The organism is Mesorhizobium onobrychidis (assembly GCF_024707545.1).
Classification (GTDB): Bacteria; Pseudomonadota; Alphaproteobacteria; order Rhizobiales; family Rhizobiaceae; genus Mesorhizobium; species Mesorhizobium onobrychidis.
The window spans coordinates 2,404,728-2,428,312 of sequence record NZ_CP062229.1 but is presented as its reverse complement, the minus strand read 5'-3'; the positions used below and the strand labels follow the sequence as shown (position 1 = coordinate 2,428,312).

Below are 23,585 nucleotides of genomic sequence, written 5' to 3'. Positions count from 1 at the left end.
CATTGCTGTCCTAAAATCCTTTGCCGGCATTGAAGCCCGCGCCGCTCTGTGGGGCAAGGGCCGAATGTTCGATCTTGCTGCTCGCCGCAGATGAGGCGTGTTCCGCCCCCTTGCATCTCGTCCAGAAAAACGCTCCGCCGCCGAGGTCGGTCCCCGATAATCCCGCTATCCACAGGCTCGCGCCTGTTTCGCCAAACGCTTATCCCCCGTATATTTAACCCATCTCAGGCGGCTACCGATCGCCAAGTCGAAAGGCAAAGCGAAACGGCGGATTTCCTGAGGCCCGTACGGCCCCGAACGAAAGCAGGCTTGCCTGATTTGAGGAGGGATGCCGAGACCTACGGGGCCGCGGAAAGCGTGCGAACGCCTACGGCGGACCGATGCTGCCATGAAGGACGGCAAAACCTTCGATGGCGCGCTGGACGAAGCTCGCAAGGGTGGAGACTGGCGAGGTCCCGAACGGACGCTGCCCTCGGGCGGTGGCTGGCAGGGCCGTCAACATCAAGGCCGGCATGGCGCGACGTCTTTTACGGAAGTTGCTGCCGCGACCGTGTCCTGATCTGACAGGGAGGCGCTGGGAGAAATCCCGGCGCCGACTGTCGTTTGGGCTTCTCTCGCGATTTGACCGCCTGGCTCACGCGCATCGAACCGACTGCGATCGCCCTGGAGGGAAACATCCTGACGTTGATTCAGAAGCTTTGCAGCAGACGTCAAGTCGAAACACATCTACGATTGGTGAGACCTTTCGGCCACAGTCAGCGATGGTGAAAGGTTCCGTGGCGTACCCGTCACGCTCATTCCACAATCGCGGCCAAATCCCGCCTTGTTCCACGGTGATTGACGATGCTTGAGCGTCGCGCATCCTGTTCGGTCACGCGAAGGACCTCAGCGGTATTTTTCAAGCAACTCGAAGGGACAAGACCGTGATCAAGACCGCCCTTGTCGCCATGACCATCGTCGGCTGCGACTGCGATGCCAGGCTTTGCGAATATATCGGCGAGACGCCGGCCAAGTGGTCGACCATCGCCGATTGCGAAGCGGCGATGAAAAGCCAGACGTTGCACGCGCGCAATTTCAACTATCCGCTTGTCTCAGGCATATGTCGTACGACGCAATCGCCGTCGTCGCAGCTTGCCGCGACGGCCTCAATGCCCGAGTTGACGACGGCAGCGCAGACAGCCACCGACCCGCTCCCCTCGGAATTGAGCCATCGGCCGAGTGTTGCTGTCGGATCGCAGGCAACGGCGACGGAAACAGAAGCTGCCACACCGGTTGCCTATGACTCTGTGGTCGATGGCGGACGCTCGGTGCTGTATCGCACAAAGAACGGTTACGCCGTCGTCAAGACCGACCTTGGCCGCGCCGCATCCGCGACCATCGGCATGGCGAAGCGGTCGGCGAACTGGCTGGCGGCCAAGATGCCCAGCGGCTAACCCGCCGCCTCGTCCCTTGCGCCGACCTTGCGCACCAGGGCCGCCGTCGCCAGCATCGCGCCCATGTCTGATATCATCGGCGCGACATGCTTGGCGTAGTCGAGCGGCACCGAGATATCAGGCAGCTCGAAAAAATCCTTCGTCTGCGGCAACAGCAGAAAACCGTCGCTGCCATTGAGCGCAACCCGCGCCGGATCATCAGGCCATGTCTCGCTGAGCCATGTCAGTGCCTGCGCCAGCCGGCCGCTCACCAGCGGCTGCGCCGCCTCGACATTGTCGGTGCGGAAGTCGTAAGCGGCGTCAAGCTCAGGCACGCCGCATGACAATTCCTGCATCTTGCTGGCGAACATGCCGCGGAAGAACCCGACGGCCATGTCAGTCCGGCGGGCCGCCACCAATATGCCGGGGAACGGCACGATCGTCTCGAAGGCGACGACGATCCCCTTGAATGCTATCGTTTCGCTCTTGCCGGTGCCTTGCCGGAGATCGGCTTCGTAAAGCTCGAACGGAAATCCCTCGTAGCGGCCGGACACGATGTCGTCAAAGCGCTTGTTGTTGAACGTGCCGATCGTCTCGCGCGGCAGCCGGTCGAACGAATTCGGCGTCACCTCATGCTCGTAGCGCATATCCCTGATAAAGCCGAAGATGATCGGCAGCAGCGCCTTGCGGAACGAGTGCTGCAACGTGCTCGTCGGCTTGATCGCCTGGAAATAGAGCAGGATCGCCGCCACGAACCCGACGACATAGAGGAACACATGCGGCGTCGAAAACCATCGCTCGTATGGATCGGCGATCATATTGAAAAGCCATGCGACAAGCGCCACGAACAACAGCACCGGTCCGATGAACAGCGGCACCCGCCAACGGACTTGCCGGTAGGCCGAAGCCCTTTCGGCCTCATAGGCCGCGAGATTCCTCTTGATGACGGCGATGTCAGTTTCATCAGGCATGAAATCCGCTGCTTCCATCGCCATCCCACCGTCGAAAGACCGAACACCCAGCTCGGACAATAGCCGATTTTGCGGAAAGTCGCGCGACTACAGCGTTGGGATGGTGGTGAGCCCACACGATTTATCCGAGCCACCAGTCAACTGTGGCCATCAATTCCGGTTATCAAAAACCGCAACGAAACGGGCCGTAACCTTTTGCCTTAATGCGCCCTCCAGCGTCTCAATGGGAACCAGCCGCTCATGGTCGCCGGCGCGCAGCCGCATGAAGGCATGCAGCCGGTAGGCGGCGATAGCGCCACGCGTGCCGGCGTCGGCGCTGATATCGGCGGTCAGGATGCCCCCGATGCGGCCGGGCCACGGCTGGCGCGCAAAGGCGGTGCCAAGAAAATCGCCGAGCCCATAGGCGACGAGCGCCTTGCCGATCCGCTCCACCGGCTGCACGACATGGGCATGGTGGCCGGCGATCAGCCCGACGCCTTGCGCGGCCAAATGCCGTGCCAGTGCCCGCGTTTCAGCCTGTGGAAAATGCCGGAATTCCCAATCCCAATGTGGCACGGCACAGGTGAGGTCGACGGCGCCGCCGCGCGGCCATCGTGCCAGGTCGCCTTGCATCGACACACGGCCCGCGAAGGCAGCCGCGCCGGCATTGCGCCACAGCGTGAAAGCGGCAAAGCCTATTGTCAGCGGCCCGACAGCAAGGCGCTGGACCGGACCGTCGGCGGCGGTACCGATGCTGCGGATGCCGAGACGGTTCAGCGCCGCCACGGTCTCGTCGAAACCCTCGACGCCTTGATCGAGCACATGATTGTTGGCGAGCGATAGCACCAGTTTCTCGCGCGAGATGCCGACGGCCGCCAGCGTCTCGGCAAGAAACCGCTCGGTCATGGCATGACGGGTGCCAAGCTTCGTGCCCATCGCCGCGCTCGGTCGCTCCACCACCGGGCTTTCGCAATTGCCGACCACCAGATCGGCGGAGCCGAGCAACGTGGCGATCGCCGGGTCGCATTGCGGCGCACTGCGATTGGCCACCGCCGAGATATCGCCGACAAAGGCGAGCCGCACCGTCCGCTCCGGCGGCGGCTCAATCATCGTTCCTGCCGCCGGTGCAAAACCACGGGCGTCGCCGCCAAGCGTCGGCTTCAGGAAACGCGGCAGCCAAGACAATTTGTAGGAAAGCGGATAGTTCGACACGCGCAGCCTGTACCGGAATGAACTGCCACGGTAGACGATGCGCCCGATATAGCGAAGCGCCTCTGTTCGGAATCATGCGGACAAGGCGCGGCACGCGAATTGCGTGTATGCTTCCCGCCGAACAGCATACCGGAGGACCAAGATGACGCGATTTTCGAGCCTGCTGGCATCCGCCCTTATTCTGCTGCTGCCGGTTGCTTCTGCCGGTGCCGCAGCCGCCGAACCGGCCGCCCTGTTCGAGGCAAAAACCGTAGCCGACCGCGACAGCACGCTTACAGCGCTCGAAGCCGCGCCCACTGATCCCGCGTCGGCCTACGCCGCCGGCGCCGGCCAATTCTTCACCGCGCTGGAGATCCTGGCCGGCGGCCTGCACCGCCACGGCTTCGAGAGCCCGCAATCCTTCATGCTGCCGCTGATGCGGCTGCCGGTGCCGGACAATCCCAATCCCGAGCCGCTGACCTACGACGGCTTCCGCGCCATCCTGGTCGCCTTCCGCGATCGGTTGGAAAAGTCCGCCGCCACGCTTGGATCCGTGCCTGCCGATGCCGACATCGGCATGGAGGTCGACCTCACCCGTCTCGGCATCGACCTCAACGAGGACGGCCAGATCGCGCCGGACGAAAGTGCCGCCGCGATCATGGCGTCCCTGTCACGCGGCGGCGGTGCGCCAGACCCGGCCGCACCCGCCCTCACCTTCCGCTTCGACCGCGCCGATGGCTACTGGCTGCAGGGCTATGCCGAATTCCTGATGGCGCAGGCCGATTTCTGGCTGGCGCATGATTTCAGGAACGCCTTCGACGGTTCGTTCCACATGCTGTTTCCGCGCGCCAAACTGCCGCTGCAGGACACGCTCGTTCCGCCGGACGGCGGCATGAGCGGCGGCATGTTGTCGTCCGAATGGCGCATCGCCGATTTCATCTCGCTGGTTCATCTGGTCAACTGGCCGGTCGTCGAGCCGGAGCGCCGGCAGGCGGCGCGTCGCCATCTCATGGAAATGATCCGGCTATCTCGCGAAGACTGGAAGGCGATCCGCGCCGAGACCGACAACGACCGTGAATGGCTGCCCGGCCCGCAACAGAAAGGCGCCAGCCCGCTCACCGGCCTGGAGGTCGGCGAGGAGCAGGTCCAGGCCTGGCACACCGCGCTTGAAATGGCCGAGGATCTGCTCGAAGGCCGCACCTTGCTGCCGCATTTCCGCTTCGCCGACAAAGGCATCAATATGAAGCGCTTCTTTGACGAACCAAAGCCCTTCGACCTGGTGCTATCGATCACCGGCCCGGCCATCGCGCCCTATCTCGAGGGCGGAAAGATCCTCACCAGCGAAGAGTTCGACCAGATCCAGCGCCAGTTCGGCGGCGCTGGGTTTTTGACGTTTGCGCTGTGGTTCAACTGAGGGCGTTTCGACATCGTTCCTGACACCCTTGTGTCAGGAGCTTGGTTTCCTCTCGCGCCCCTCGTCACTCCGCTCTTTCCATTTTGGCCGATACCTCCCATATTCGGGGCATGGCCAAACTTTCTGATAAAAAAACGCCGCCGCCGGCGCGTGATGATGGCGCTTCGCTGCCCAAGCGGCGCAGCCCGCTGACCGACTTCCTCGACGCGTCCGAGCCGCTGCACAAGGGCGGTTTTGCCGAGGCGCCGCAGGCTGAATTCTCAGGCACGCCGCTGACCGGCTCGATCGCCGATTGGGCCGAGCAGATCGAGCAGGAGGCCGAGAAGGAAGGGAGCCAAGTCGTTTCCGACAAGAATGGCGGCAAGAACGGCGGCAGATCGCCGAAGACTGCCAAAAAAATCCCCGAACGCTCCTCTTCCCCCGGCCGCACGGCGCGAGGCACCTCGATGGGCGGCGCGGCGTCTGCCAGGGAGCGAACCGCGGCCGGCCTCAATCCTGTCGCCGGCCTCGATGTTTCGCTGGAGGAAGCCGAGACCATGGCCTCCGGCGGCGTCACCGCCACCGTTGCGGCGCTGTCGGCGCTGATCGAATCCGGCAACCCGCTGCACAAGGACGGCGTGCTGTGGACGCCGCACCGCCCTGCCCGGCCCGAAAAATCCGAAGGCGGCATCGCCATCAAGATGGTGTCGGATTTCGAGCCGGCCGGCGACCAGCCGACGGCGATCAAGGACCTTGTCGAGGGCGTCAACGACAACGACCGCACCCAGGTGCTGCTCGGCGTCACCGGCTCGGGAAAAACTTTCACCATGGCCAAGGTGATCGAGAAGACGCAGCGTCCTGCCCTGATCCTCGCCCCCAACAAGACGCTGGCTGCGCAGCTCTATTCCGAGTTCAAGAAATTCTTCCCGGAAAACGCCGTCGAGTATTTCGTCTCCTACTACGACTACTATCAACCGGAAGCCTATGTGCCCCGGACGGATACCTTCATCGAGAAGGAATCCTCGATCAACGAGCAGATCGACCGCATGCGCCATTCGGCGACGCGCTCGCTGCTGGAGCGCGACGACGTCATCATCGTCGCCTCGGTGTCCTGCATCTACGGTATCGGCTCGGTCGAAACCTACACGGCGATGACCTTCCAGATGCAGATCGGCGACCGGCTCGACCAGCGCGCGCTGCTCGCCGATCTCGTCGCCCAACAGTACAAGCGCCAGGACATCAACTTCGTGCGCGGCTCGTTCCGCGTGCGCGGCGACACGATCGAGATCTTTCCGGCTCACCTTGAGGACCGTGCCTGGCGCATTTCGCTGTTCGGCGACGAGATCGAGGCGATCACCGAGTTCGACCCGCTGACCGGCCAGAAGACCGGCGAGCTGAAAAGCGTCAAGATCTACGCCAATTCGCACTATGTGACGCCGCGCCCGACCTTGAATCAAGCCATCAAGTCGATCAAGGAAGAACTAAAGCACCGCCTGCAAGAGCTTGAAAAGGCTGGCCGTCTTCTGGAGGCCCAGCGGCTGGAACAGCGCTGCCGCTTCGACCTGGAGATGCTGGAAGCGACCGGCTCCTGCGCCGGCATCGAGAATTATTCGCGCTATCTCACCGGCCGCCAGCCCGGCGATCCGCCGCCGACGCTGTTCGAGTACATCCCCGACAATGCGCTGGTCTTCATCGACGAAAGCCACGTCACCGTGCCGCAGATCGGCGGCATGTATCGCGGCGACTTTCGCCGCAAGGCAACGCTGGCGGAGTATGGCTTCCGCCTGCCGTCCTGCATGGACAACCGGCCGTTGCGCTTCGAGGAATGGGACGCCATGCGCCCGCTTTCCGTCGCGGTTTCGGCGACGCCCGGCGGTTGGGAAATGGAGCAGTCCGGCGGCGTCTTCGCCGAGCAGGTCATCCGCCCGACCGGCCTGATCGATCCGCCGGTCGAGGTCCGCCCGGCCAAGACCCAGGTCGATGATGTCGTCGGCGAAATCCGCGACACGACAAAGGCCGGCTACCGCACGCTGGTCACCGTGCTGACCAAGCGGATGGCCGAGGACCTGACCGAGTACCTGCACGAGCAAGGCATCCGCGTCCGCTACATGCACTCCGACATCGACACGCTGGAGCGCATCGAGATCCTGCGCGACCTGCGCCTCGGCGCCTTCGACGTGCTGGTCGGCATCAACCTTTTGCGCGAAGGTCTCGACATTCCCGAATGCGGCTTCGTTGCCATTCTCGATGCCGATAAGGAGGGCTTCCTGCGCTCCGAAACTTCGCTGATCCAGACCATCGGCCGCGCCGCGCGTAACGTCGACGGCAAGGTCATCCTCTACGCCGACCAGGTCACCGGTTCGATGGAACGCGCGATGGCCGAGACCAACCGCCGTCGCGAAAAGCAGATGGAGTGGAACGCCGCCAACGGCATCACCCCGGAATCGGTCAAGTCGCGCATCTCCGACATCCTGGACTCGGTTTACGAGAAGGATCATGTCCGCGCCGACATCTCGCAGTTCACCGACAGCGCCGGCGCGATGATGGGCAACAATCTGAAAGCCCATCTCGACGCGATGGACAAGCAGATGCGCGACGCCGCCGCCAATCTCGACTTCGAGAAGGCGGCCCGCATCCGCGACGAGATCAAGCGGCTGCGCGAGATGGAACTGTCCATCTCTGACGATCCGCTGGCCAAATATGCCGATATGGAAAGCCCGGTTTCGGGCCGCGAAAAGGGCAAGCACAACAAGGGCCGCGCCATCCACCGCACGGTCGACGATGACGGCAAGAGCCTGTTCCGCAAGCCCGCGCTCGACGAGATGGGCGCCGACGGCGCCGTGCCGGTCAAGAAGCCGCTCTTTGCCAAACCCTCGCTCGACGCGATGGGTCCGGGCACCGACATGCCGACGCCGGCCGGTGCGGTATCCCGCTCGCTGTTCAGGAAACAGTCGGCCGAAGAGGCACACGGTTCCGATTTCGGCATTCCAGGCGACTCGACCAAGCCGCTGTTCAAGAAGAACTCGCTCGACGAGATGACGGTGCGACGGACCGAAAAGCCGGTCGAGGGAAAAGTGCCGGCCAAGCCGCAGCCGATCTCCCCACCTGTGGGGGAGATGTCCGGCAGGACAGAGGGGGGCGCGAAGGAACGCAACGATTCCGGTAAGCCAATTATCCGGCAGCGCGCCGGCATCGGTTCTTACGAAGACCCCGCCGACACCCGACGTGAGAAGCGCCGCCCCGGCAAGACTGGGCGGCCTGGACGGTAGCGTTCCTTCGCGCCCCCCTCTGTCCTGCCGGACATCTCCCCCACAAGGGGGGAGATTGGCAGCTTCAGCGCTCAGCTTACTCCTACACGCCCCTTGCCATCGGCCCCACCCTTGGTGTAGCCAGTTCTACAATTCAAACGTCTTGAAAGGAGGGCTGCGTGCATATCGACCACCACCGTCAGCGCGGCCCTGTCCCTGCCCTGCGAGCTTGCTTGCAGGGCTGACCAGAGACGGTCCGGGTTCTCCCGCTTCGATTTTCTTGGTCTGCCCTTCGTGGTGCTGCAACGCCGAGCCTGATGGCCTGCCTGCGCACCGTCAAAGTGCATCGAACCGGAGCTTCACTCCGGGCAGACCAGAGAAACCCACATGGCCCTGATCAGCCTCAAGTCCCTCGGCGTCACCATGGGTGCGCCGCTCTTTTCCAACCTCGATCTCACCATCGGCACCGGCGACCGCCTCGGCATCGTCGCCGCCAACGGCCGCGGCAAGTCCACCTTGCTGAAGTGCCTCACCGGCGAAATGGAGCCGACATCAGGCGACATCACCCGCACGCGCGGCCTGCGGATCGGCTTTGTCGAGCAAGCCGTTCCTGCAGCGCTGGCCGAGCACGGTTTTCAGCAGGTGGTGGCCGACGCCTTGCCGGCCGAGCAGGCCGAAAGCGAGCAATGGCGCGTCGACGTGGTTCTCGATTCACTCGACGTGCCGCAGCCGATGCGCGAGCGGCCGATGCGGGCCTTGAGCGGCGGCTGGCAAAGGCTGGCGCTGATCGCGCGCGTCTGGGTCACCGATCCCGACGTCCTGCTTCTCGACGAGCCGACCAACCATCTCGACCTCGCCAAGATCAGCCAGTTCGAAACCTGGCTGAACGCGCTGCCGCGCGAAGTGCCGGTGGTGATCGCCAGCCACGACCGCGCGTTCCTCGACGCAACGACCAACCGGACGCTGTTCCTGCGTCCCGAACAGTCGCCGGCGTTTGCGCTGCCCTATTCGCGGGCGCGCGACGCTTTGAGCGAAGTCGACGCCTCGACAGAGCGCAAATTCCAGCGCGACATGAAGGCGGCGCAGCAATTGCGCCGGCAGGCGGCCAAGCTCAACAACATCGGCATCAACTCGGGCAGCGACCTGCTGACGGTCAAGACCAAGCAGCTTAACCAGCGCGCCCAGCGCCTCGAGGAGGTCGCAGCGCCGGCGCACCGCGAAAGATCGGCGGGCGCGATAAAGCTTGCCAATCGCGGCACCCATGCCAAGGTGCTGATCACGCTCGACGACGTGGCGGTCGAAACGCCTGACGGCACGCTGCTGTTCAGGACCGGCAAGCGCCACATCTGCCAAGACGACCGCATCGTGCTGCTCGGCCGCAACGGCGTCGGCAAGTCGCGGCTCATCAGCCTGATCAGAAATGCCATCGTCGAGCCGGAGACGGCAACGCAAGGCGTGAAGGTGACGCCGTCGACGGTGCTCGGCTACAACGACCAGGCATTGTCGGGCATCAGCGGCGACGATACGCCGCTGGCGATGCTCTCGCGCAGATTCGACGTCGGCGAGCAGCGTGCCCGCTCGTTGCTCGCCGGTGCGGGCGTCGGCATCGACATGCAGGAGCGCAGGATCGGCGTGCTGTCGGGCGGGCAGAAGGCGCGGCTGATGATGCTGGCGCTGAGGCTCGCCAATCCCAATTTCTACCTGCTCGACGAGCCGACCAACCATCTCGACATCGACGGCCAGGAAGCACTGGAAACGGAACTGCTCGCCCATCAGGCAAGCTGTGTGCTGGCCTCGCACGACCGCTCCTTCATCAGGGCGATCGGCAACCGCTTCTGGCTGATCGAGAAGCGGCGGCTGACCGAGATCGACAGCCCGGAGGATTTCTTTCGATCGGTGGCTGAGGGAAATGGCTGAGGAAAGCCACGCATCTGCCAGGCCGGCATTCAAGGTGCTGCCGGCCCACGCTTCCCCGCGAGCCGAAAAAGGCGCATCCTGAGGTCTCGCAAACCGAGGGAGGAAAACGGTCATGCGTGGCGCGGACGTCGTCAAGAACCTGTATGATACCTATGCAAAACGTGACATCGAGGGCGCGCTGGTCGACTGCGCCGATGATATCGTCTTCCGCTGGGTCGCCGAACCGGCGCAGTCGCGCTATGCCGGGGTGGCCAAAGGTAAGCAGGAGTTCCTTGCCCGGCTTTTGGCGCTGGACGACGATTTCGAATACCGGCGCTTCATCCCGGTCGAGATCATCGACGGCGGCGACAAGGTTGCCGCGCAGGTCGAGATCCACATGACACGCCGAACCACCGGCGAGGAGTTTGTCATGCGCACCGCCGATTTCTGGACGCTACGCGACGGCAAAATCATCGAGATGGTGGAGTATTACGACACCGCTCTGGCCGCATCGGTCATCTGAGACGTATCTCGACTGAATTAGGCCCTGTGACAGAAAATTCTCCGCGACCTGTCGGATCATGGTCGCGCGCCACGTCCTTGGGGTGCCGACACGGTGATGCCGGCGCCAATCGAGGAGAAAGCATCATGTCTATTCTGTCATCCGTGGGTCGCATCGCGACCCGTTACTCGGCGGCTCGCGCCCGTTACCGCAGCGAGCGCGCCCTCCTTTCATTGCCGATCGAATTGCGCATGGACATCGGCTGGCCGGAAATCGTTGTCGACGCGCAGAACAGCCCGCGGATTGGCCTGGCTCCTTGACAAGGACCGGCCGTCGCACGCTCGGCATCAAAAAAACGCATCGGCCATGTAGGATCGCCGCTGCCTCATTCGTCCTGTGGTTCGCAACGCCCAACCAAAGAGGAGCACGATATGAACGATCAGCCCCAAACCCAGCCCGCAGCGAAAGTCCTCGGCGGCTTGACGCCCTATCTTCAGCTGGATGGCGCCTTCAAGGCCGCTGAATTCTATCAGAAGGCCTTCGGCGCCGAGCAGGTCTTCTTCTATCCGCCGGACGAGCAGGGCCGCACCATGCACATCCATCTTCACATCAACGGCTCGACCTTGATGATTTCCGACTTCTATCCCGAGCACGGAATGGCCGCGGTGAAGCCGCAGGGCTTCACCATGCAGCTGCATCTCGGCAGCGACGACATCGACGCCTGGTGGCAGCGCGCCGTCGACGCCGGCTGCCAGGAAGTGATGCCCTTGCAAGTGATGTTCTGGGGCGATCGCTGGGGTAACATGCGCGATCCGTTCGGTGTCGAGTGGGCAATGAACGCGCCGGTGAAGGCGGCGTAGCGCCTTCTTTCCTTCTCCCCTTGTGGGAGAAGGTGGATTGGCGCGCAGCGCCAAGACGGTTGAGGGGTGTTGGACGGAGTGCCGTCGGTGCCAAGCTGGAACACCCCTCATCCGACCGCGCGGAGCCTGTCCTCGGGCTTGCCGAAGGCAAGACCCGTGGGCGCGGCCACCTTCTCCCACAAGGGGAGAAGGAAGAATCCAGCAACCCAAGGAGAACCACAATGTCCTATGTCGATGGTTTCGTACTTGCCGTGCCCAAGGCAAATCTCGATGCCTACAAGAAGCTGACGCAAACAGCCGGCGCTGTGTGGAAGGAGCATGGTGCGCTCGCCTTTGTCGAATGCATAGGCGACGATGTGCCCTATGGCGAGGTCACCTCGTTCCCGCGCGCCGTGCAGGCCAAGGAAGACGAGGTCGTCGTCTTCTCATGGGCCGTTTATGAATCGCGGCAGAGCCGCGATGCGGTGATGGCCAAGGTGATGGCCGACCCACGCATGAAATCCGACTGGTCGGCGATGCCGTTCGACGGCAAGCGCATGATCTTCGGCGGCTTTCAGCCCTTTATTGAGCTGTAGGCCCGCATTACGCTAGCCGGTCGAGCAGCGGCTTGAGCCGGTCGCCATAGCGTTTCCACAGATCGACCGACCCCTGGTACATCGGCTGGCGCACCTGCGCCGCCGACGCCGTGCGCACCGGCCGATCGGTCTCGTGGAACGACAGCACCGCATCGTCCCATGGCAGGCCGAGATGGGCGATCAGCGCCCGCGTCTGTCCTTCCTGGTCGGCGACGAAATCCTCGTAGCGCACGTCATGCACGACATCAGGCAGAACGGTGCGCCAATGCGCCATGATATCGGTGTAGAGATTGTGGAAATCAGCGAGCTCGCCGAGGTCGTAGCCGTAGCGGTGGCTGTCGCCGCGGAAATGCACCTTGTAAATCGACAGGCACGTCGCCGCCGCATCGCGCGCGCAATGGATAATCTTGGCCTTGGGCAGCATCAGATGGATGAAGCCGACCAAAAGGAAATTGCCGGGCATCTTGTCGGTGACATGCCGGAAACCCGGATAGCGGGCGTGCAGCAGGTCTAGATAGGCCTGGCCTGCCTCGGCATAGGCCTTGTCGGGCAGGTCGGCAATCCCGCTGGGGAAACCGCCCTTCATGCTCGGCGGAAACTGCTTGCCGACCGCCGTCTTCAATATGCCGAGCTCGCCCGCGCCATAGACCTGCGGATGGCTGGCGATGATCTGCTCGACAAGCGTAGTGCCGGAGCGCGGCATGCCGACGACGAAGATCGGCGTGTCGTCGGAAATCCCGCTCGGTCTGTGCTTATCGAAGAAGGCCTTGTCGAACACCGCCTTCATCGTTTCGAATTCGGCACGTGTCCTGGCCGGATCATAGTCGATGCCCGTGCGGCGGATCGCATTGCCTTCGGCGAAATAATCGAAGGCACGGCCATAATCCTTCAGATCGTCATTGGCCTTGCCGAGGCCGAACGAAAGCTGCATGCGCGCCAGGCTGCCTTCCGGCGCCTTTGCGTGCTGCGCCTCCATCCCGGCAAGCTCGGCGTCACGCTCCTGCTGGCGCTTGACCTGGGTGAGCATCAGCCAGGCCCTGGCCATGCCGGGATCGACCGCCAGCGCCTGCCGGAAATGCTCCGCTGCCTCTCCGAGGTTGCCCTTCTCCATCAGCCCGACGCCCAGGCCATGCAGCAGGTCGGCGTCCTTCGGCCGAATTGCCAATGCTTCGCGGAAGACGGCGAGCGCCTCCTCCAGCCGCCCTGCCTCCTGCAGCGTTTCGGCAAGCCCGATGCGGGCGCGGACATGGAACGGGTTGCGACCGATGGTGCCGCGATAAATCTCCTCGGCGCCCTCGAACTGGCCGAGTTGCTTCAGCGATGAGCCGAGATTGTCGCGCGCCGCGAGTTGGTCCGGCCGGATTGCCACCGCGCCACGGAAGAAATCGACGGCTGCACTGACACGGCCGAGGTCGCGCATCACCGTGCCGAGGTTGTTGAGGAAATCCGGATTCTTGGGCTGCAGGCGCACCGACTGTTCGAGGAGATCAAGTCCTTCGGCGCTGCGTCCGGTCTGGTGCAGCAGCAAACCGAGGAAATGTGCTGCCGCCGCATGATTGGCCTTTTGCGCCAGCACCTGCCGGTAGAGCATCTCGGCTTCCTGCCGGCGCCCCGCCTGATGCAATTGCAGCGCCTGCTGCACGCGCTGGTCGAGGCCCAGCGGCGGCTGTCCGCCTGAGCCGAAATTGGCGCCCGCGCCTGCCGGTCTTCTCTGATCTCTGTTGATGGGAAACCTGCCGTGTTTTGTCCGCCTGCCGCGATCTAGGCCATCGGCGCGGCAGGTTCAAGGGTTCGCAGGCCAGCTTACCGGAAATCGGCCTGGGTCAATACATACATGTTCCTGCGGCCGTGCGAATAGGCTTCGCGCGCAACATCCTGGATCGACGAACGCTCCGCATCGAAGGCGCTGAGATACTCGGCTTCCGCCCCGCCCGTGGCCGTTGCCGCCGAAAGCGCTGCAATCTCCACAAAGAAGGGCACTTCGAACATGCCGTCATGGCCGACGAAGCGAATGCGCCTGGCCGCAGCGTCGTAGGAGCGGCTGCGGTTGGGAAAATTGAGCGTCATGATCGAGTTCCTCAGCGGATGACCACGAACCGGAGGTTCGGAAAGGATCCATCCGCAAAATCAAAGTACTTACAGCGCCCTTTACGCATCCAAAAGGACGCGCGGCACTTGGCGCTGCAAGCCGGCTGTCAGATCAGGCGGTTGGTCTCCGCAACCTGTCTGGCCCGCCGAAGCGTGCCGTCGGTGTCGGCGATCCTTCGCCTTGCTGCCTCGTCACTTCGTATCGTCAGCCGCGCCGACATGACCTTTGTAGGCCCGGCGGCCTGCTTGATAATCGGCTTGACTGTTACGGTCGAACCATCAGGTGTTTTCACGGAAACCATGGTTTTTCCTTTCAGATGTAAATAAAAATCGATGCCGGGATGAACTTTTCCGGCACAATCTCAAACAATTCTTGTGAAGTGTCCGGACCGTATCACCATTCTACAAATAGTCCTAGAAAAGTAATTTCGTGACAAGGTCGACGATGGGCGGGAATCTTCTTGAATAAACCGCAATTTTGGATTAATGAATTGAGATCGTTTTTTGGGCCAAGCTTGGCATCTCGCGGCGTCAGAGGTTCTCGACCCGCCAAACTCATTCCAGATCGCCGATACCCAAATTGCCGATACAGGACGCACGACACTTAAGTCCCGGTGCCGCGAAGCGGGCACCACCTATCGGATCCAAGCCCGGAACGAGACTTCGAGGCACGAGAATGTCTGGCCGAACTACCCATTCCATCGCGCATTTCGAGGCACCCTTCATGCTCGGCGGCCTGGAAGGAAAATTGCCGGCCGGCGACTACGACATCGACCACGATGAGGAGCTTATCGATGGCATGTCGTGGCTTGCCTGGCGCCGTGTCGCCACCTTCATCCATCTGCCGGCAAGGACGGTGAAAAGCCAGACCAGCCAATTGGTCGCCATCGACCTCGCCGAACTCGAAACCGCGCTGAGGCGCGACCAGGAGAATGCCGCATGATCCGCTTCCAGCAGAACGCGCGCCCGCGCACCGACACGCCCGCGCATCTTTTCGCGATCGGCCAGACCGTTCGTATGAAGAGCCGCACCGGCCTTGTCCAAAAGACCGCGGAGTTGTTCCAGATCAAGAGCAAGCTGCCGGTCAAGGACGGCTCGCCGCAATACCGTATCCGCAGCGACGAGGAGACCCATGAGCGGGTCACCACGGAAGACAATCTCGAAGTCGCCGACGATCCGAGCGCCTAGGTCCACATCAACCGCCACCACCACGCTCACCAATCACGAGGACCAAGAAATGGCCAAGGGTCAACAGCGCAGCAACCGCGAGACACGCAAGCCCAAAAAGGACAAGACGGTGGCAAAGCCCGCCTCGCCCTTCGGCTCGGCCGTCAAGCAGGCGGAAGCCGGTTTGAAGCCGAAGTCCAAGGGGTAGCGTTCCCAGGCGCCGCGCACCCGTCTTCGTGCATGCACCGGAGCGGGCCCTGGTGCGACCGTAGGGCTGCGGCGCCGCAACACGGAGGCGTGCTTGAACTTCGTCGTCGAGTTCTATCGTTCGCGCGACGCCGACGAAGCGACGCTCGACAGGGTGTCGCTCGAAGCACCGAACCTGCGCGCCGCCCTGCAGGGCGCCACAGCGCTGTTCCACACGCTGGCGATGCCGCAGATCCCGGACCGCCTGCGCATTTCCGACGAGGACGGCAGCGAGCTCTATGCCGGGCCGGCCGATGGAGCGTACCCGGCGGATGGATGAGCATCAAGTTCATTCAGCTGTTTGCCAAACCCATGCCCGCGGCCGAGTTCATCACCTACTGCCACAAGGCGAGGCTGCCGGCGTAGAGGCAAGAGGCGCCAGCTGCCCTCGCCTGCCTGTGTCCAGTGGATAGATGGGACCCCTCCCCGCCCGGAGACGGGGAGGAAACCAGCCTCTCAGCACGGACCGTCGTCGACGATGCGATAGTCGGCGGCGCGCGCCTCGCACGCATTGGGGAAGGTGCGCAGCTCGCCATAGCGGCGGGCGCAGACCGGGCGGTATTCGCGGGTGCAGAATGTCTGCTCTCCACCGCCGCCATCCCGGCATTGGCCGCCGCTGATGATGCGGTATCCGGCCCGCTCGGCAAGGCAGGCATTGGCGAAGGTCTGGCGGTCGCCGCCGCGCCGGGCGCAGACCGGATCGTACTGCCTGGTGCAGAATTGCGGCCCGGGCCTTGGCGGACGGTACCCCGGTCCTTCATCCACCACAACCGCGGTACAGGCTGCAAGAACTGCCGACAGCAACAGGATGGCAAAACTCTGCCGCGAGAAGATTGCCGCAAGAAATTTCATAACTATAGCTCCCTCGAGCCCCCGCTCCGGCGCAAACGCGCGCGCTCCACTCCAGGCCGATCCTCGCCATTCCACCGCCAAATGCAACCCCTGTTTGCAAGCAGCCCCAGCCCGCTGGACCATGCGTGACCAGGCTCTGGCCGATAACCGGGCGAGCCCCCCGTCCTATCGATGCCATGCGTCGGAATGCGCCCATCTGGCGGCCCGCGGGCGCTACCTTGCAACGATCACCTTTCCGTGCGATAAATTTCGTGTTCGGGCATTTGCGACCCGGAGAGCGGAACGTTTTGGACGACCTTTCCCCGATACTGTGAATCTCTGACGGCCCCGTTTTTCGGCGGGGGGTTTTGACCATGCGCCAATGCATGACTGCCGAAGCAACCACCGGGACTTGCCCACGGCGTCAGGCGGCGGGCAAACCACAAAGACTGACACGGGTGAAGGAGTTTCCCCAATGGCCCAGACCGGCACCGTTAAATTCTTCAACGCTACCAAAGGCTTCGGCTTCATCACGCCAGACGACGGCGCCAAGGACGTGTTCGTCCACATCTCCGCGATCGAGGCTTCGGGCCTGCGCACGCTCGTCGATGGCCAGAAGGTCACCTTCGACGTCGAGCCCGACCGCATGGGCAAGGGGCCGAAGGCGGTCAATCTGCGCGCGGACTGAACCGTCGGCGCGCGCACGTCCGCTCGGACGTGCCAGGAACGTGCCCGAGACGCTTCAAAAGCCTTGAACCGGCTTTCAGCGCCGGATCCGAGTTTTCGAAGGCGCGGCGGTTTTCGTCGCGCCTTTTTTCGTGGCAGGGCGGCAAGCCAATGCTGGCAAAACTTTCTCTTGCCGATGACGCTAAAATAAAGGACAAATTTCCACTCGGGCATTTGCCGGCCCGAGACTGGACTTGATGGGATCAAAGGAGCTTCCCATGCCGCAGACCGGCACCGTCAAATTCTTCAATCATGCCAAGGGCTTCGGCTTCATCACTCCGGATGATGGCGCGAAGGATGTCTTCGTCCATATTTCGGCCGTGCAGGCGTCGGGTCTTCCCGGTCTTGAGGATGGGCAGAAGGTGACATTCGACACCGAGCCGGACAAGCGCGGCAAGGGTCCGAAAGCCGTCAACCTGTCGATCGGCTGAGCCGAGATCGAGACAGCGTCGGACGGTCCCGTGGCGCAGGTCCGCTCCTTGTTGAGCGTACGATATTTGTGCCTTGCGCCATGCCTGATCGATGAATATCGGCTGGCCCCAGCCCGTCAATTTCGTTCAGCCCCCGTTCAGCCACGGTCGCCTTATTAGCTTCGGTAAAGCCGGACCGCTTCCCCCAGATTAACCGGGCCGGCACGAAGGAGACCGACATGAACCGAATTTTCAAGACCGCCGTCCTGTCCGCCGCGATTGTTGCGACCACGCTCGCGACCTTGCCAGCGGCCAGTGCTGGTGACTGGCGCCAACGGCACCATCATCGTGGCAATGGCGATGCGATCGCGGCAGGCGTCCTTGGCCTTGCGGCCGGCGCCCTGATCGTTGGTGCGCTCAACAACCCGCAGCCCAGCTATTATGACCCCGGCTACGACGATTATGGTCGTTATCCACGCCCCGCCCCGGTGCGCCGCTACTACGCGGAACCGCGAGTCGTCTACAATGACGGCTACGCAGAGCCATGGACCCGTGGCTGGTATGAATATTGTTCGGATCGCTATCGCTCTTTCAACGCCCGCACCGGCACGTTCACCGGCTATGACGGCGAACAGCATTTCTGCACCGCGAACTGAGGCTTCCTGCCCCCAAAAGCGCTGTCCGCAAGGCCAGCGCTTTTTTGTTGTCCGCATGCATAAGGGAAAGAGATTGAAGCGCCTCGCTTGAGGCACCCCAGACGCGACGCGCTTTAAATCAGGAATGGATTGCTCCGGCGCTCCTCGCCGAAGCGGCCGCCGGGACCATGGCCGCAGATGAAGCCGATGTCGTCGCCGAGCGGCAAAAGCTTGTCCTTGATCGAGGCGATCAGCGCGGCATGGTCGCCGCCCGGCAGGTCGGTGCGCCCGACCGAGCCGCGGAACAACACGTCGCCGACATGGGCGAACTTCGCAGCACGATTGTAGTAGACGACATGGCCGGGCGCGTGGCCGGGGCAATGAAGGACCTCGAACGCGTGCTGGCCGAACGAGACGGTGTCGCCTTCGCTGAGAAAGCGGTCGGGCACGCAGTTGCGCACCGGATCGGCGACGCCGTAGTGTCTCGCCTGGTTCTCGAGATTGGCAAGCAACGGACGGTCGGCCTCATGCGGGCCGATGATCTCGATGCCGAGCGCCTCCTTCAGTTCCATGGCGCCGCCGGCGTGGTCGATATGACCATGCGTGATCCAGATTGCGCCGGCGTTGATCGCATTGTCCTTGAGCATTGCCAGCACCTTGTCGATGTCGCCGCCCGGATCGACGACAACGCCTTGTCTGTCGTCCATGTCGAACAGGATGGTGCAGTTTTGCTGGAACGCCGTGACCGGCACGATACCGGCATTGAGCTGACCCATGATCGTCCTTTCGCTGTGTCGCCCCTGATGTAGAGACACATGTAAACGGCGTCCACCGCTGCCACGACACAAAAGAAATGGGCGGCCGAAGCCGCCCATGCGAAAAGCCCGAAACCGCCAGGCTCACTTCTTCATCGCATTCATGACCGCGCCGATGATGGCCGTCAGAATGGCGCCACCACCGGCACCGCCGACGATGTTCTGCACATTCAGCGCGCTGCCCAATCCGCTCGTTGCCGCTGCGGCTGCAGCCGGATCGATCGTACCACCGCCGAGCAGGCTGCCGAGGATGGCCGCACCGCCGACGCCGCCAAGCGCGCCGCCCAGGATTTTGGTAAGCTGCCCCATTGCCGCTGTCTTGAGCGCCGCGCCCACCGCCTGGCCACCGATGATACCCGTAATCACCTGAACAATGATCGGAAGAAGCGTGTTCATGTCCATATTACCAGTCCCTCCATAGCTGCCAGCCTCCCGGGCCGACAGCATCATGAGACGCCGAATTGGACGAAAGTCAAATGCGGGAGTGCTTAAATAAAAGGGGCGGCTCGAAAACCGCCCCTACTTATAAAAAAAGCTGTGACTTTCGTTATTCTGCGGCGATCGCGTGCTTGGGTTGAACGGCTGCAGAATAGTCGTTCATCAGAGTCTTGGCGATTTCACCCACCTCGAATCGGTATGGACCGATCTCTGAAACGGGCGTCACCTCTGCCGCCGTTCCGGTGAGGAAGCACTGCTGGAAGCCTTCAAGCTCTTCCGGCATAATGGTGCGCTCGATCACCTCGAAGCCGCGATCCTTGGCAAGGCCGATCACCGTACGGCGGGTGATGCCGTCAAGGAAGCAATCGGGGGTGGGTGTGTGGATCTTGCCGTCCTTGACGAAGAAGATATTGGCGCCGGTCGCTTCCGCAACCTGGCCGCGCCAGTCGAGCATCATGGCGTCGGCATAGCCTTTGGCTTCGGCGGCATGCTTGGACATGGTGCAGATCATGTAGAGGCCGGCAGCCTTCGATTTCGACGGCGCGGTGCGCGGATCGGGGCGGCGCCATTCGGCCAGATCGAGACGGATGCCCTTCAGCTTCTGTGCCGGATCGAAATAGCTCGGCCACTGCCAGATGGCGATGGCGCAGTTGATCCTGCTGTTTTGCGCCGAAACGCCCATTTGTTCGCTGCCGCGCCAGGCGATCGGCCGGACATAGGCATCCTGGAAAGCCTGCTTCTTCAACAGCGTGCGGCAGGCGTCGTCGATCTCGGCAACCGAATATGGAATCTTGAAGCCGAGGAGGCGTGCCGATTCGTGCAGGCGCTCGCTGTGGTCGGTCAGCTTGAAAATCTCGCCGCCATAGGCGCGCTCGCCCTCGAACACCGCGCTGGCGTAGTGCAGGCCATGGGTCAGCACGTGGATCTTGGCGTCGGCCCATTTGACGAACTCGCCGTTCATCCAGATAAAGCCGTCCATTTGGTCAAAGGGAACGGATGCCATGGTAACCTCCCGCGGGCGGCCGCCCGCACATTATTGTGTCGTTGCGTGTTTCATGTCAGCCGCACCGGGCGGCCGGTATCTCGAAGCGTAGGCGGATATATAAGGTCTGGCAAACACAGGAAGTTCCGGAAAAACGGCCTTCCCTTGCCTTTTCGTTCGCAATCCGCCGAAAAGCTTGTCAAAAATTACCATTGCCGGGAAATTACGTCAATAGTACTGACATAATTTCCCTTTCGCCCGGAGAAAAGATGACGGATCGCAGCCACCCAGCCGGAAAACCGATCAGGACGGCGATCACCGACGAGGACGGCATCGACTTTGCCATCATCGAATTGTTCTTCTTCGCCTATCGCGATTTTACCTCCGATCCGGACCAGATCCTGTCCGACTACGGCTTCGGCCGCGCCCATCACCGGGTTCTGCATTTCGTCAATCGCAGGCCGGGCCTGACGGTCGCCGAACTCCTCGACGTGCTGAAGATCACCAAGCAGAGCCTGGCGCGCGTGCTCAAGCAACTGATCGACACCGACCACATCGTCCAGTTGCAGGGTCCGCGCGACCGCCGCCAGCGCGAGCTCTATCCGACAGCCAAGGGCCGCGCCCTGGCACTGGCGCTGGCACGGCCACAGTCACGCCGCATCCATGCTGCATTGGAAGATTCCGGAGCCACCGAACGCGCCTTGATCGAGCGCTTCCTGGAAGCGATGGTCAATCTGGAACTAAGGGCGCAGATCGACATTGTGCCCGCAAAAACGTCAGGGAAAAGCCATGGAGACCATTGAAAGGGTTGATCGACCGGCAGCACCGGACGACGACGCGCCGCATCTGCTGGTGATTGATGACGATACCCGTATCCGCAATCTTCTCAAACAATATCTGACCGAAAACGGCTTTCGCGTCACCGTTGCCGGAAATTCCGGCGAAGCGCGGCGCAAGCTCGCCGGCCTCGATTTCGACCTGCTCGTGCTCGATATCATGATGCCGGGCGAAACCGGCGTCGATCTCGCCAAGGCGCTGCGGGCAAGCAAGAACGTGCCGATCCTGATGCTTACCGCGCTCTCCGAGACCGACAGCCGGATCACCGGGCTCGAGGCCGGCGCCGACGACTATCTGCCGAAGCCTTTCGATCCCCGCGAATTGATTCTGCGCATCAACAACATCCTGCGCCGCGGCGGTCCGGCGACGACGCCCAAGGTCGAGCAACTGGTCTTCGGCCCCTACACGTTCCAGATCGCCAGGCGGGAGCTCAAGCGCGGCGGCGAGGCTCTGAAGCTGACCGACCGCGAGCAGGAGATCCTGGCGATCTTCGCGGCGCGGGCCGGCGAAACGATACCGCGTCATGAGCTTGTCGGCGACGAGTCCGAAGTCGGCGAACGCACCATCGACGTCCAGATCAACAGGCTGCGCCGCAAGATCGAGCGCGATCCGTCCAATCCGGTTTGGCTGCAGACCGTGCGCGGTATTGGGTATCGGCTCAGCGTGGAATAGACTGCCGCCCGCAGCCCCTTGTTGAGTGGCTGAAGATGAGCAAAAAGGGCGAATGGCGACCACACAACTGGAACGGCCGGGAGATCGCGGCTTGAGCGCTCGCGCCACGCGGGCGCTCAAGGCGGTGCCGCTTGCCTGGAAACGGTTCTGGCGCCTCGTTTCGCTTTACATGCCGAAGCGGCTCTATGCCCGCTCGCTGATCATCGTCATCGCACCGATGATCCTGCTGCAATCGGTCCTTGCCTTTGTCTTCATGGAACGCCACTGGCAGACCGTGACACAGCGCCTGTCGCAGGCCACGGTCCGCGACATTGCCGCGATCGTCGACCTGGTAGAGACCTATCCAAACGACGCCGACTACGCCAACATCATCCGCATCGCGCAGGATCGCATGCAGCTGAAGATCGACTTGCTTCCGCCCGATCCGCTGCCGGCGCCCGGTCCAAAGCCGTTCTTCTCGATCCTCGACGAGATTCTCTCGTCCGAGATCACCCATCAGATCAACCGTCCGTTCTGGATCGATACAGTCGGCAATTCCAATATCATCGAGGTCCGTGTCCAACTCGAGGGCAAGGTGCTGCGCGCCTTCGTGCGCCGCAGTCAGGCCTATGCCTCGAACACGCACATTTTCCTGATCTGGATGGTCGGCACCTCGCTGGTGCTGCTGATGATCGCCATCCCATTCCTGCGCAATCAGATCCGGCCGATCCTGACGCTGGCCGAGGCCGCCGAAAGTTTCGGCAAGGGCCGGCCGATGCCGCTCGATTTTCGTCCGCGCGGCGCCGAGGAGGTTCGCCGCGCCGGCTTTGCCTTTATCCAGATGCGCGAACGCATCGAACGCCAGCTCGAACAGCGCACCGCCATGCTGACCGGCGTCAGTCACGATTTGAGAACCATCCTCACCCGCTTCAAGCTGCAGCTTGCGCTGACCGGGACCAAGGCCGACACCGAGGCGCTCGGCCAGGACATCGACGACATGCAGTCTATGCTGGAAGGCTATCTCGCCTTTGCCCGCGGCGAGGCAACGGAAGACGCCGGCCGTTTCAATCTCGAAGCCTATTTCGACAAGCTCGGCGAGGAGGCCACGCTGCGCAAGCGCAAACTGTCGACCGCGCTCGCCGGCGATCCAAATGTGCATGTGCGGCCCCACGCCTTTGCCCGGCTGTTGTCCAATGTCGTCGGCAACGCCTTCCGTTACGCCAAGACGGTTGAGATCAACGCCAACCACGGCCGCGGCTCGCTGCTCGTCACCATCGATGACGACGGTCCGGGCATTCCGCCCGAAAAGCGTGAGGACGTATTCAAGCCTTTCGTGCGGCTTGACGAGGCCCGCAATCTCGACGCCAGCGGCACCGGCCTTGGCCTTGCCATCGCACGCGACATTGCCCGCAGCCATGGCGGCGACATCATGCTGGACAAGAGCCCGCTAGGCGGCTTGCGCGCAGTCATCAAGGTTCCGGCCTGATTAGAGCGACGTGCGTCCAATTGGACGCACAAAGTACGCTCTAACACTTTGAACCTACGCATCGTGCTTTCCGAAAATCGAATTCGATTTTCGGGCCGATGCGCTGCTTCCGATGGTTGTAGACGGCCATCGGCTATGCCTTCATCGGCCCGTCATGAAACCATGCTGAAGAGCGCGCATGAAGCGCGTGATCCTGATTGATTCGGCCTTGCGGCCTCGCATCAAGGAAACCGACGACCTTTCAAG

The 23,585-nt window shown here is 62.6% G+C and carries 28 protein-coding genes; 19 read left to right on the top strand and 9 right to left on the bottom strand.

The genetic code is table 11. The features are described from left to right. Positions 1–388: 388 nt before the first annotated feature. Positions 389–559, top strand: a complete 171-nt coding sequence (locus tag IHQ72_RS12170; protein ID WP_258122651.1) for a hypothetical protein — start codon at positions 389–391, stop codon at positions 557–559. Between the two features lie 364 nt (positions 560–923). Then, the gene (locus IHQ72_RS12165; protein WP_258122650.1) at positions 924–1,433 is read left to right on the top strand and encodes a hypothetical protein; all 510 of its coding nucleotides are present in this window, start codon (positions 924–926) and stop codon (positions 1,431–1,433) included. Here IHQ72_RS12165 and IHQ72_RS12160 read toward each other — a convergent pair. Continuing rightward, positions 1,430–2,401 (bottom strand): hypothetical protein, encoded by a 972-nt coding sequence (locus tag IHQ72_RS12160; protein WP_258123813.1) that lies wholly within the window; start codon positions 2,399–2,401, stop codon positions 1,430–1,432. The two genes, IHQ72_RS12165 and IHQ72_RS12160, sit on opposite strands and share 4 nt — an antisense overlap. Before the next feature lie 132 nt (positions 2,402–2,533). Next, positions 2,534–3,574 carry a CapA family protein gene (locus IHQ72_RS12155; RefSeq protein ID WP_258122649.1) on the bottom strand — a complete coding sequence of 347 codons (1,041 nt, stop codon included), beginning with the start codon at positions 3,572–3,574 and terminating at the stop codon, positions 2,534–2,536. 142 nt (positions 3,575–3,716) lie between these two features. On the opposite strand from IHQ72_RS12155, the gene IHQ72_RS12150 reads away from it, so the two are divergent. The 7 genes from IHQ72_RS12150 to IHQ72_RS12120 all read left to right on the top strand — a co-directional run bounded on the left by IHQ72_RS12150 (position 3,717) and on the right by IHQ72_RS12120 (position 12,027). Beyond that, positions 3,717–4,967, top strand: a complete 1,251-nt coding sequence (locus tag IHQ72_RS12150; protein WP_258122648.1) for a hypothetical protein — start codon at positions 3,717–3,719, stop codon at positions 4,965–4,967. 110 nt (positions 4,968–5,077) lie between these two features. After that, complete coding sequence (gene uvrB / locus IHQ72_RS12145) at positions 5,078–8,215, top strand: excinuclease ABC subunit UvrB (protein ID WP_258122647.1); 3,138 nt, start codon at positions 5,078–5,080, stop codon at positions 8,213–8,215. Between the two features lie 366 nt (positions 8,216–8,581). Then, positions 8,582–10,111: an ABC-F family ATP-binding cassette domain-containing protein gene (locus IHQ72_RS12140; RefSeq protein WP_258122646.1), complete on the top strand. Its 1,530-nt coding sequence runs from the start codon at positions 8,582–8,584 to the stop codon at positions 10,109–10,111. A 112-nt stretch (positions 10,112–10,223) separates the two neighbouring features. After that, positions 10,224–10,613 carry a nuclear transport factor 2 family protein gene (locus tag IHQ72_RS12135; RefSeq protein WP_127319278.1) on the top strand — a complete coding sequence of 130 codons (390 nt, stop codon included), beginning with the start codon at positions 10,224–10,226 and terminating at the stop codon, positions 10,611–10,613. A gap of 125 nt (positions 10,614–10,738) precedes the next feature. Next, positions 10,739–10,912, top strand: a complete 174-nt coding sequence (locus IHQ72_RS12130) for a hypothetical protein (protein WP_258122645.1) — start codon at positions 10,739–10,741, stop codon at positions 10,910–10,912. A 111-nt stretch (positions 10,913–11,023) separates the two neighbouring features. Next, on the top strand, positions 11,024–11,452 hold the full coding sequence (locus IHQ72_RS12125; protein WP_258122644.1) for a VOC family protein: 429 nt from the start codon (positions 11,024–11,026) through the stop codon (positions 11,450–11,452). A 221-nt stretch (positions 11,453–11,673) separates the two neighbouring features. Then, on the top strand, positions 11,674–12,027 hold the full coding sequence (locus IHQ72_RS12120; protein WP_258122643.1) for a DUF1428 domain-containing protein: 354 nt from the start codon (positions 11,674–11,676) through the stop codon (positions 12,025–12,027). A 7-nt stretch (positions 12,028–12,034) separates the two neighbouring features. On the opposite strand, the gene IHQ72_RS12115 is transcribed toward IHQ72_RS12120, so the two are convergent. The 3 genes from IHQ72_RS12115 to IHQ72_RS12105 form a co-directional block, all read right to left on the bottom strand. Further along, positions 12,035–13,618, bottom strand: coding sequence for a tetratricopeptide repeat-containing sulfotransferase family protein (locus tag IHQ72_RS12115; RefSeq protein ID WP_258122642.1), 1,584 nt, complete (start codon positions 13,616–13,618; stop codon positions 12,035–12,037). Positions 13,619–13,830: 212 nt separating this feature from the next. Further along, positions 13,831–14,094 (bottom strand): DUF1488 family protein, encoded by a 264-nt coding sequence (locus IHQ72_RS12110; protein WP_258122641.1) that lies wholly within the window; start codon positions 14,092–14,094, stop codon positions 13,831–13,833. Positions 14,095–14,222: 128 nt separating this feature from the next. Beyond that, on the bottom strand, positions 14,223–14,417 hold the full coding sequence (locus IHQ72_RS12105) for a hypothetical protein (RefSeq protein ID WP_258122640.1): 195 nt from the start codon (positions 14,415–14,417) through the stop codon (positions 14,223–14,225). 374 nt (positions 14,418–14,791) lie between these two features. Here IHQ72_RS12105 and IHQ72_RS12100 point away from each other — a divergent pair, with 374 nt between their 5' ends. The 4 genes from IHQ72_RS12100 to IHQ72_RS12085 all read left to right on the top strand — a co-directional run bounded on the left by IHQ72_RS12100 (position 14,792) and on the right by IHQ72_RS12085 (position 15,808). Continuing rightward, the gene (locus IHQ72_RS12100) at positions 14,792–15,058 is read left to right on the top strand and encodes a hypothetical protein (RefSeq protein ID WP_095488859.1); all 267 of its coding nucleotides are present in this window, start codon (positions 14,792–14,794) and stop codon (positions 15,056–15,058) included. After that, complete coding sequence (locus IHQ72_RS12095) at positions 15,055–15,303, top strand: hypothetical protein (protein WP_258122639.1); 249 nt, start codon at positions 15,055–15,057, stop codon at positions 15,301–15,303. Before IHQ72_RS12100 ends, IHQ72_RS12095 begins: the two co-directional genes overlap by 4 nt. 49 nt (positions 15,304–15,352) lie before the next feature. Then, positions 15,353–15,490, top strand: coding sequence for a hypothetical protein (locus IHQ72_RS12090; RefSeq protein ID WP_258122638.1), 138 nt, complete (start codon positions 15,353–15,355; stop codon positions 15,488–15,490). A 93-nt stretch (positions 15,491–15,583) separates the two neighbouring features. Continuing rightward, on the top strand, positions 15,584–15,808 hold the full coding sequence (locus IHQ72_RS12085) for a hypothetical protein (RefSeq protein ID WP_258122637.1): 225 nt from the start codon (positions 15,584–15,586) through the stop codon (positions 15,806–15,808). A gap of 176 nt (positions 15,809–15,984) precedes the next feature. Here IHQ72_RS12085 and IHQ72_RS12080 read toward each other — a convergent pair whose 3' ends face one another. Next, a complete protein-coding gene (locus IHQ72_RS12080) occupies positions 15,985–16,380 on the bottom strand; it encodes a Kazal-type serine protease inhibitor domain-containing protein (RefSeq protein WP_258122636.1) in 396 nt (131 codons plus the stop codon). Between the two features lie 454 nt (positions 16,381–16,834). Between IHQ72_RS12080 and IHQ72_RS12075 the strand changes: the two genes are divergently transcribed. The 3 genes from IHQ72_RS12075 (at position 16,835) to IHQ72_RS12065 (ending at position 18,151) form a co-directional block, all read left to right on the top strand. Next, positions 16,835–17,047: a cold-shock protein gene (locus IHQ72_RS12075; protein ID WP_023799871.1), complete on the top strand. Its 213-nt coding sequence runs from the start codon at positions 16,835–16,837 to the stop codon at positions 17,045–17,047. Between the two features lie 256 nt (positions 17,048–17,303). Continuing rightward, entirely contained in the window at positions 17,304–17,516 is a 213-nt protein-coding gene (locus tag IHQ72_RS12070; RefSeq protein ID WP_006202521.1) for a cold-shock protein, read from the top strand. Positions 17,517–17,734: 218 nt separating this feature from the next. Next, positions 17,735–18,151 (top strand): BA14K family protein, encoded by a 417-nt coding sequence (locus IHQ72_RS12065; protein ID WP_258122631.1) that lies wholly within the window; start codon positions 17,735–17,737, stop codon positions 18,149–18,151. A 113-nt stretch (positions 18,152–18,264) separates the two neighbouring features. Here IHQ72_RS12065 and IHQ72_RS12060 read toward each other — a convergent pair whose 3' ends face one another. The 3 genes from IHQ72_RS12060 to IHQ72_RS12050 form a co-directional block, all read right to left on the bottom strand. Next, positions 18,265–18,906, bottom strand: a complete 642-nt coding sequence (locus IHQ72_RS12060; RefSeq protein ID WP_258122630.1) for an MBL fold metallo-hydrolase — start codon at positions 18,904–18,906, stop codon at positions 18,265–18,267. 123 nt (positions 18,907–19,029) lie between these two features. Next, a complete protein-coding gene (locus IHQ72_RS12055) occupies positions 19,030–19,347 on the bottom strand; it encodes a hypothetical protein (protein ID WP_095491592.1) in 318 nt (105 codons plus the stop codon). 145 nt (positions 19,348–19,492) lie between these two features. Continuing rightward, on the bottom strand, positions 19,493–20,386 hold the full coding sequence (locus tag IHQ72_RS12050) for a branched-chain amino acid aminotransferase (RefSeq protein ID WP_258122629.1): 894 nt from the start codon (positions 20,384–20,386) through the stop codon (positions 19,493–19,495). A gap of 248 nt (positions 20,387–20,634) precedes the next feature. Here IHQ72_RS12050 and IHQ72_RS12045 point away from each other — a divergent pair, with 248 nt between their 5' ends. The 3 genes from IHQ72_RS12045 to IHQ72_RS12035 are packed head-to-tail and all read left to right on the top strand — an operon-like array spanning position 20,635 to position 23,339. Then, positions 20,635–21,168, top strand: coding sequence for a MarR family winged helix-turn-helix transcriptional regulator (locus IHQ72_RS12045; protein WP_258122628.1), 534 nt, complete (start codon positions 20,635–20,637; stop codon positions 21,166–21,168). Then, complete coding sequence (locus IHQ72_RS12040) at positions 21,155–21,874, top strand: response regulator (RefSeq protein WP_095491594.1); 720 nt, start codon at positions 21,155–21,157, stop codon at positions 21,872–21,874. The genes IHQ72_RS12045 and IHQ72_RS12040 overlap by 14 nt, the downstream gene beginning before the upstream one ends. Before the next feature lie 52 nt (positions 21,875–21,926). Continuing rightward, on the top strand, positions 21,927–23,339 hold the full coding sequence (locus IHQ72_RS12035; protein WP_258122627.1) for an ATP-binding protein: 1,413 nt from the start codon (positions 21,927–21,929) through the stop codon (positions 23,337–23,339). The last annotated feature ends 246 nt before the right edge of the window (positions 23,340–23,585 follow it).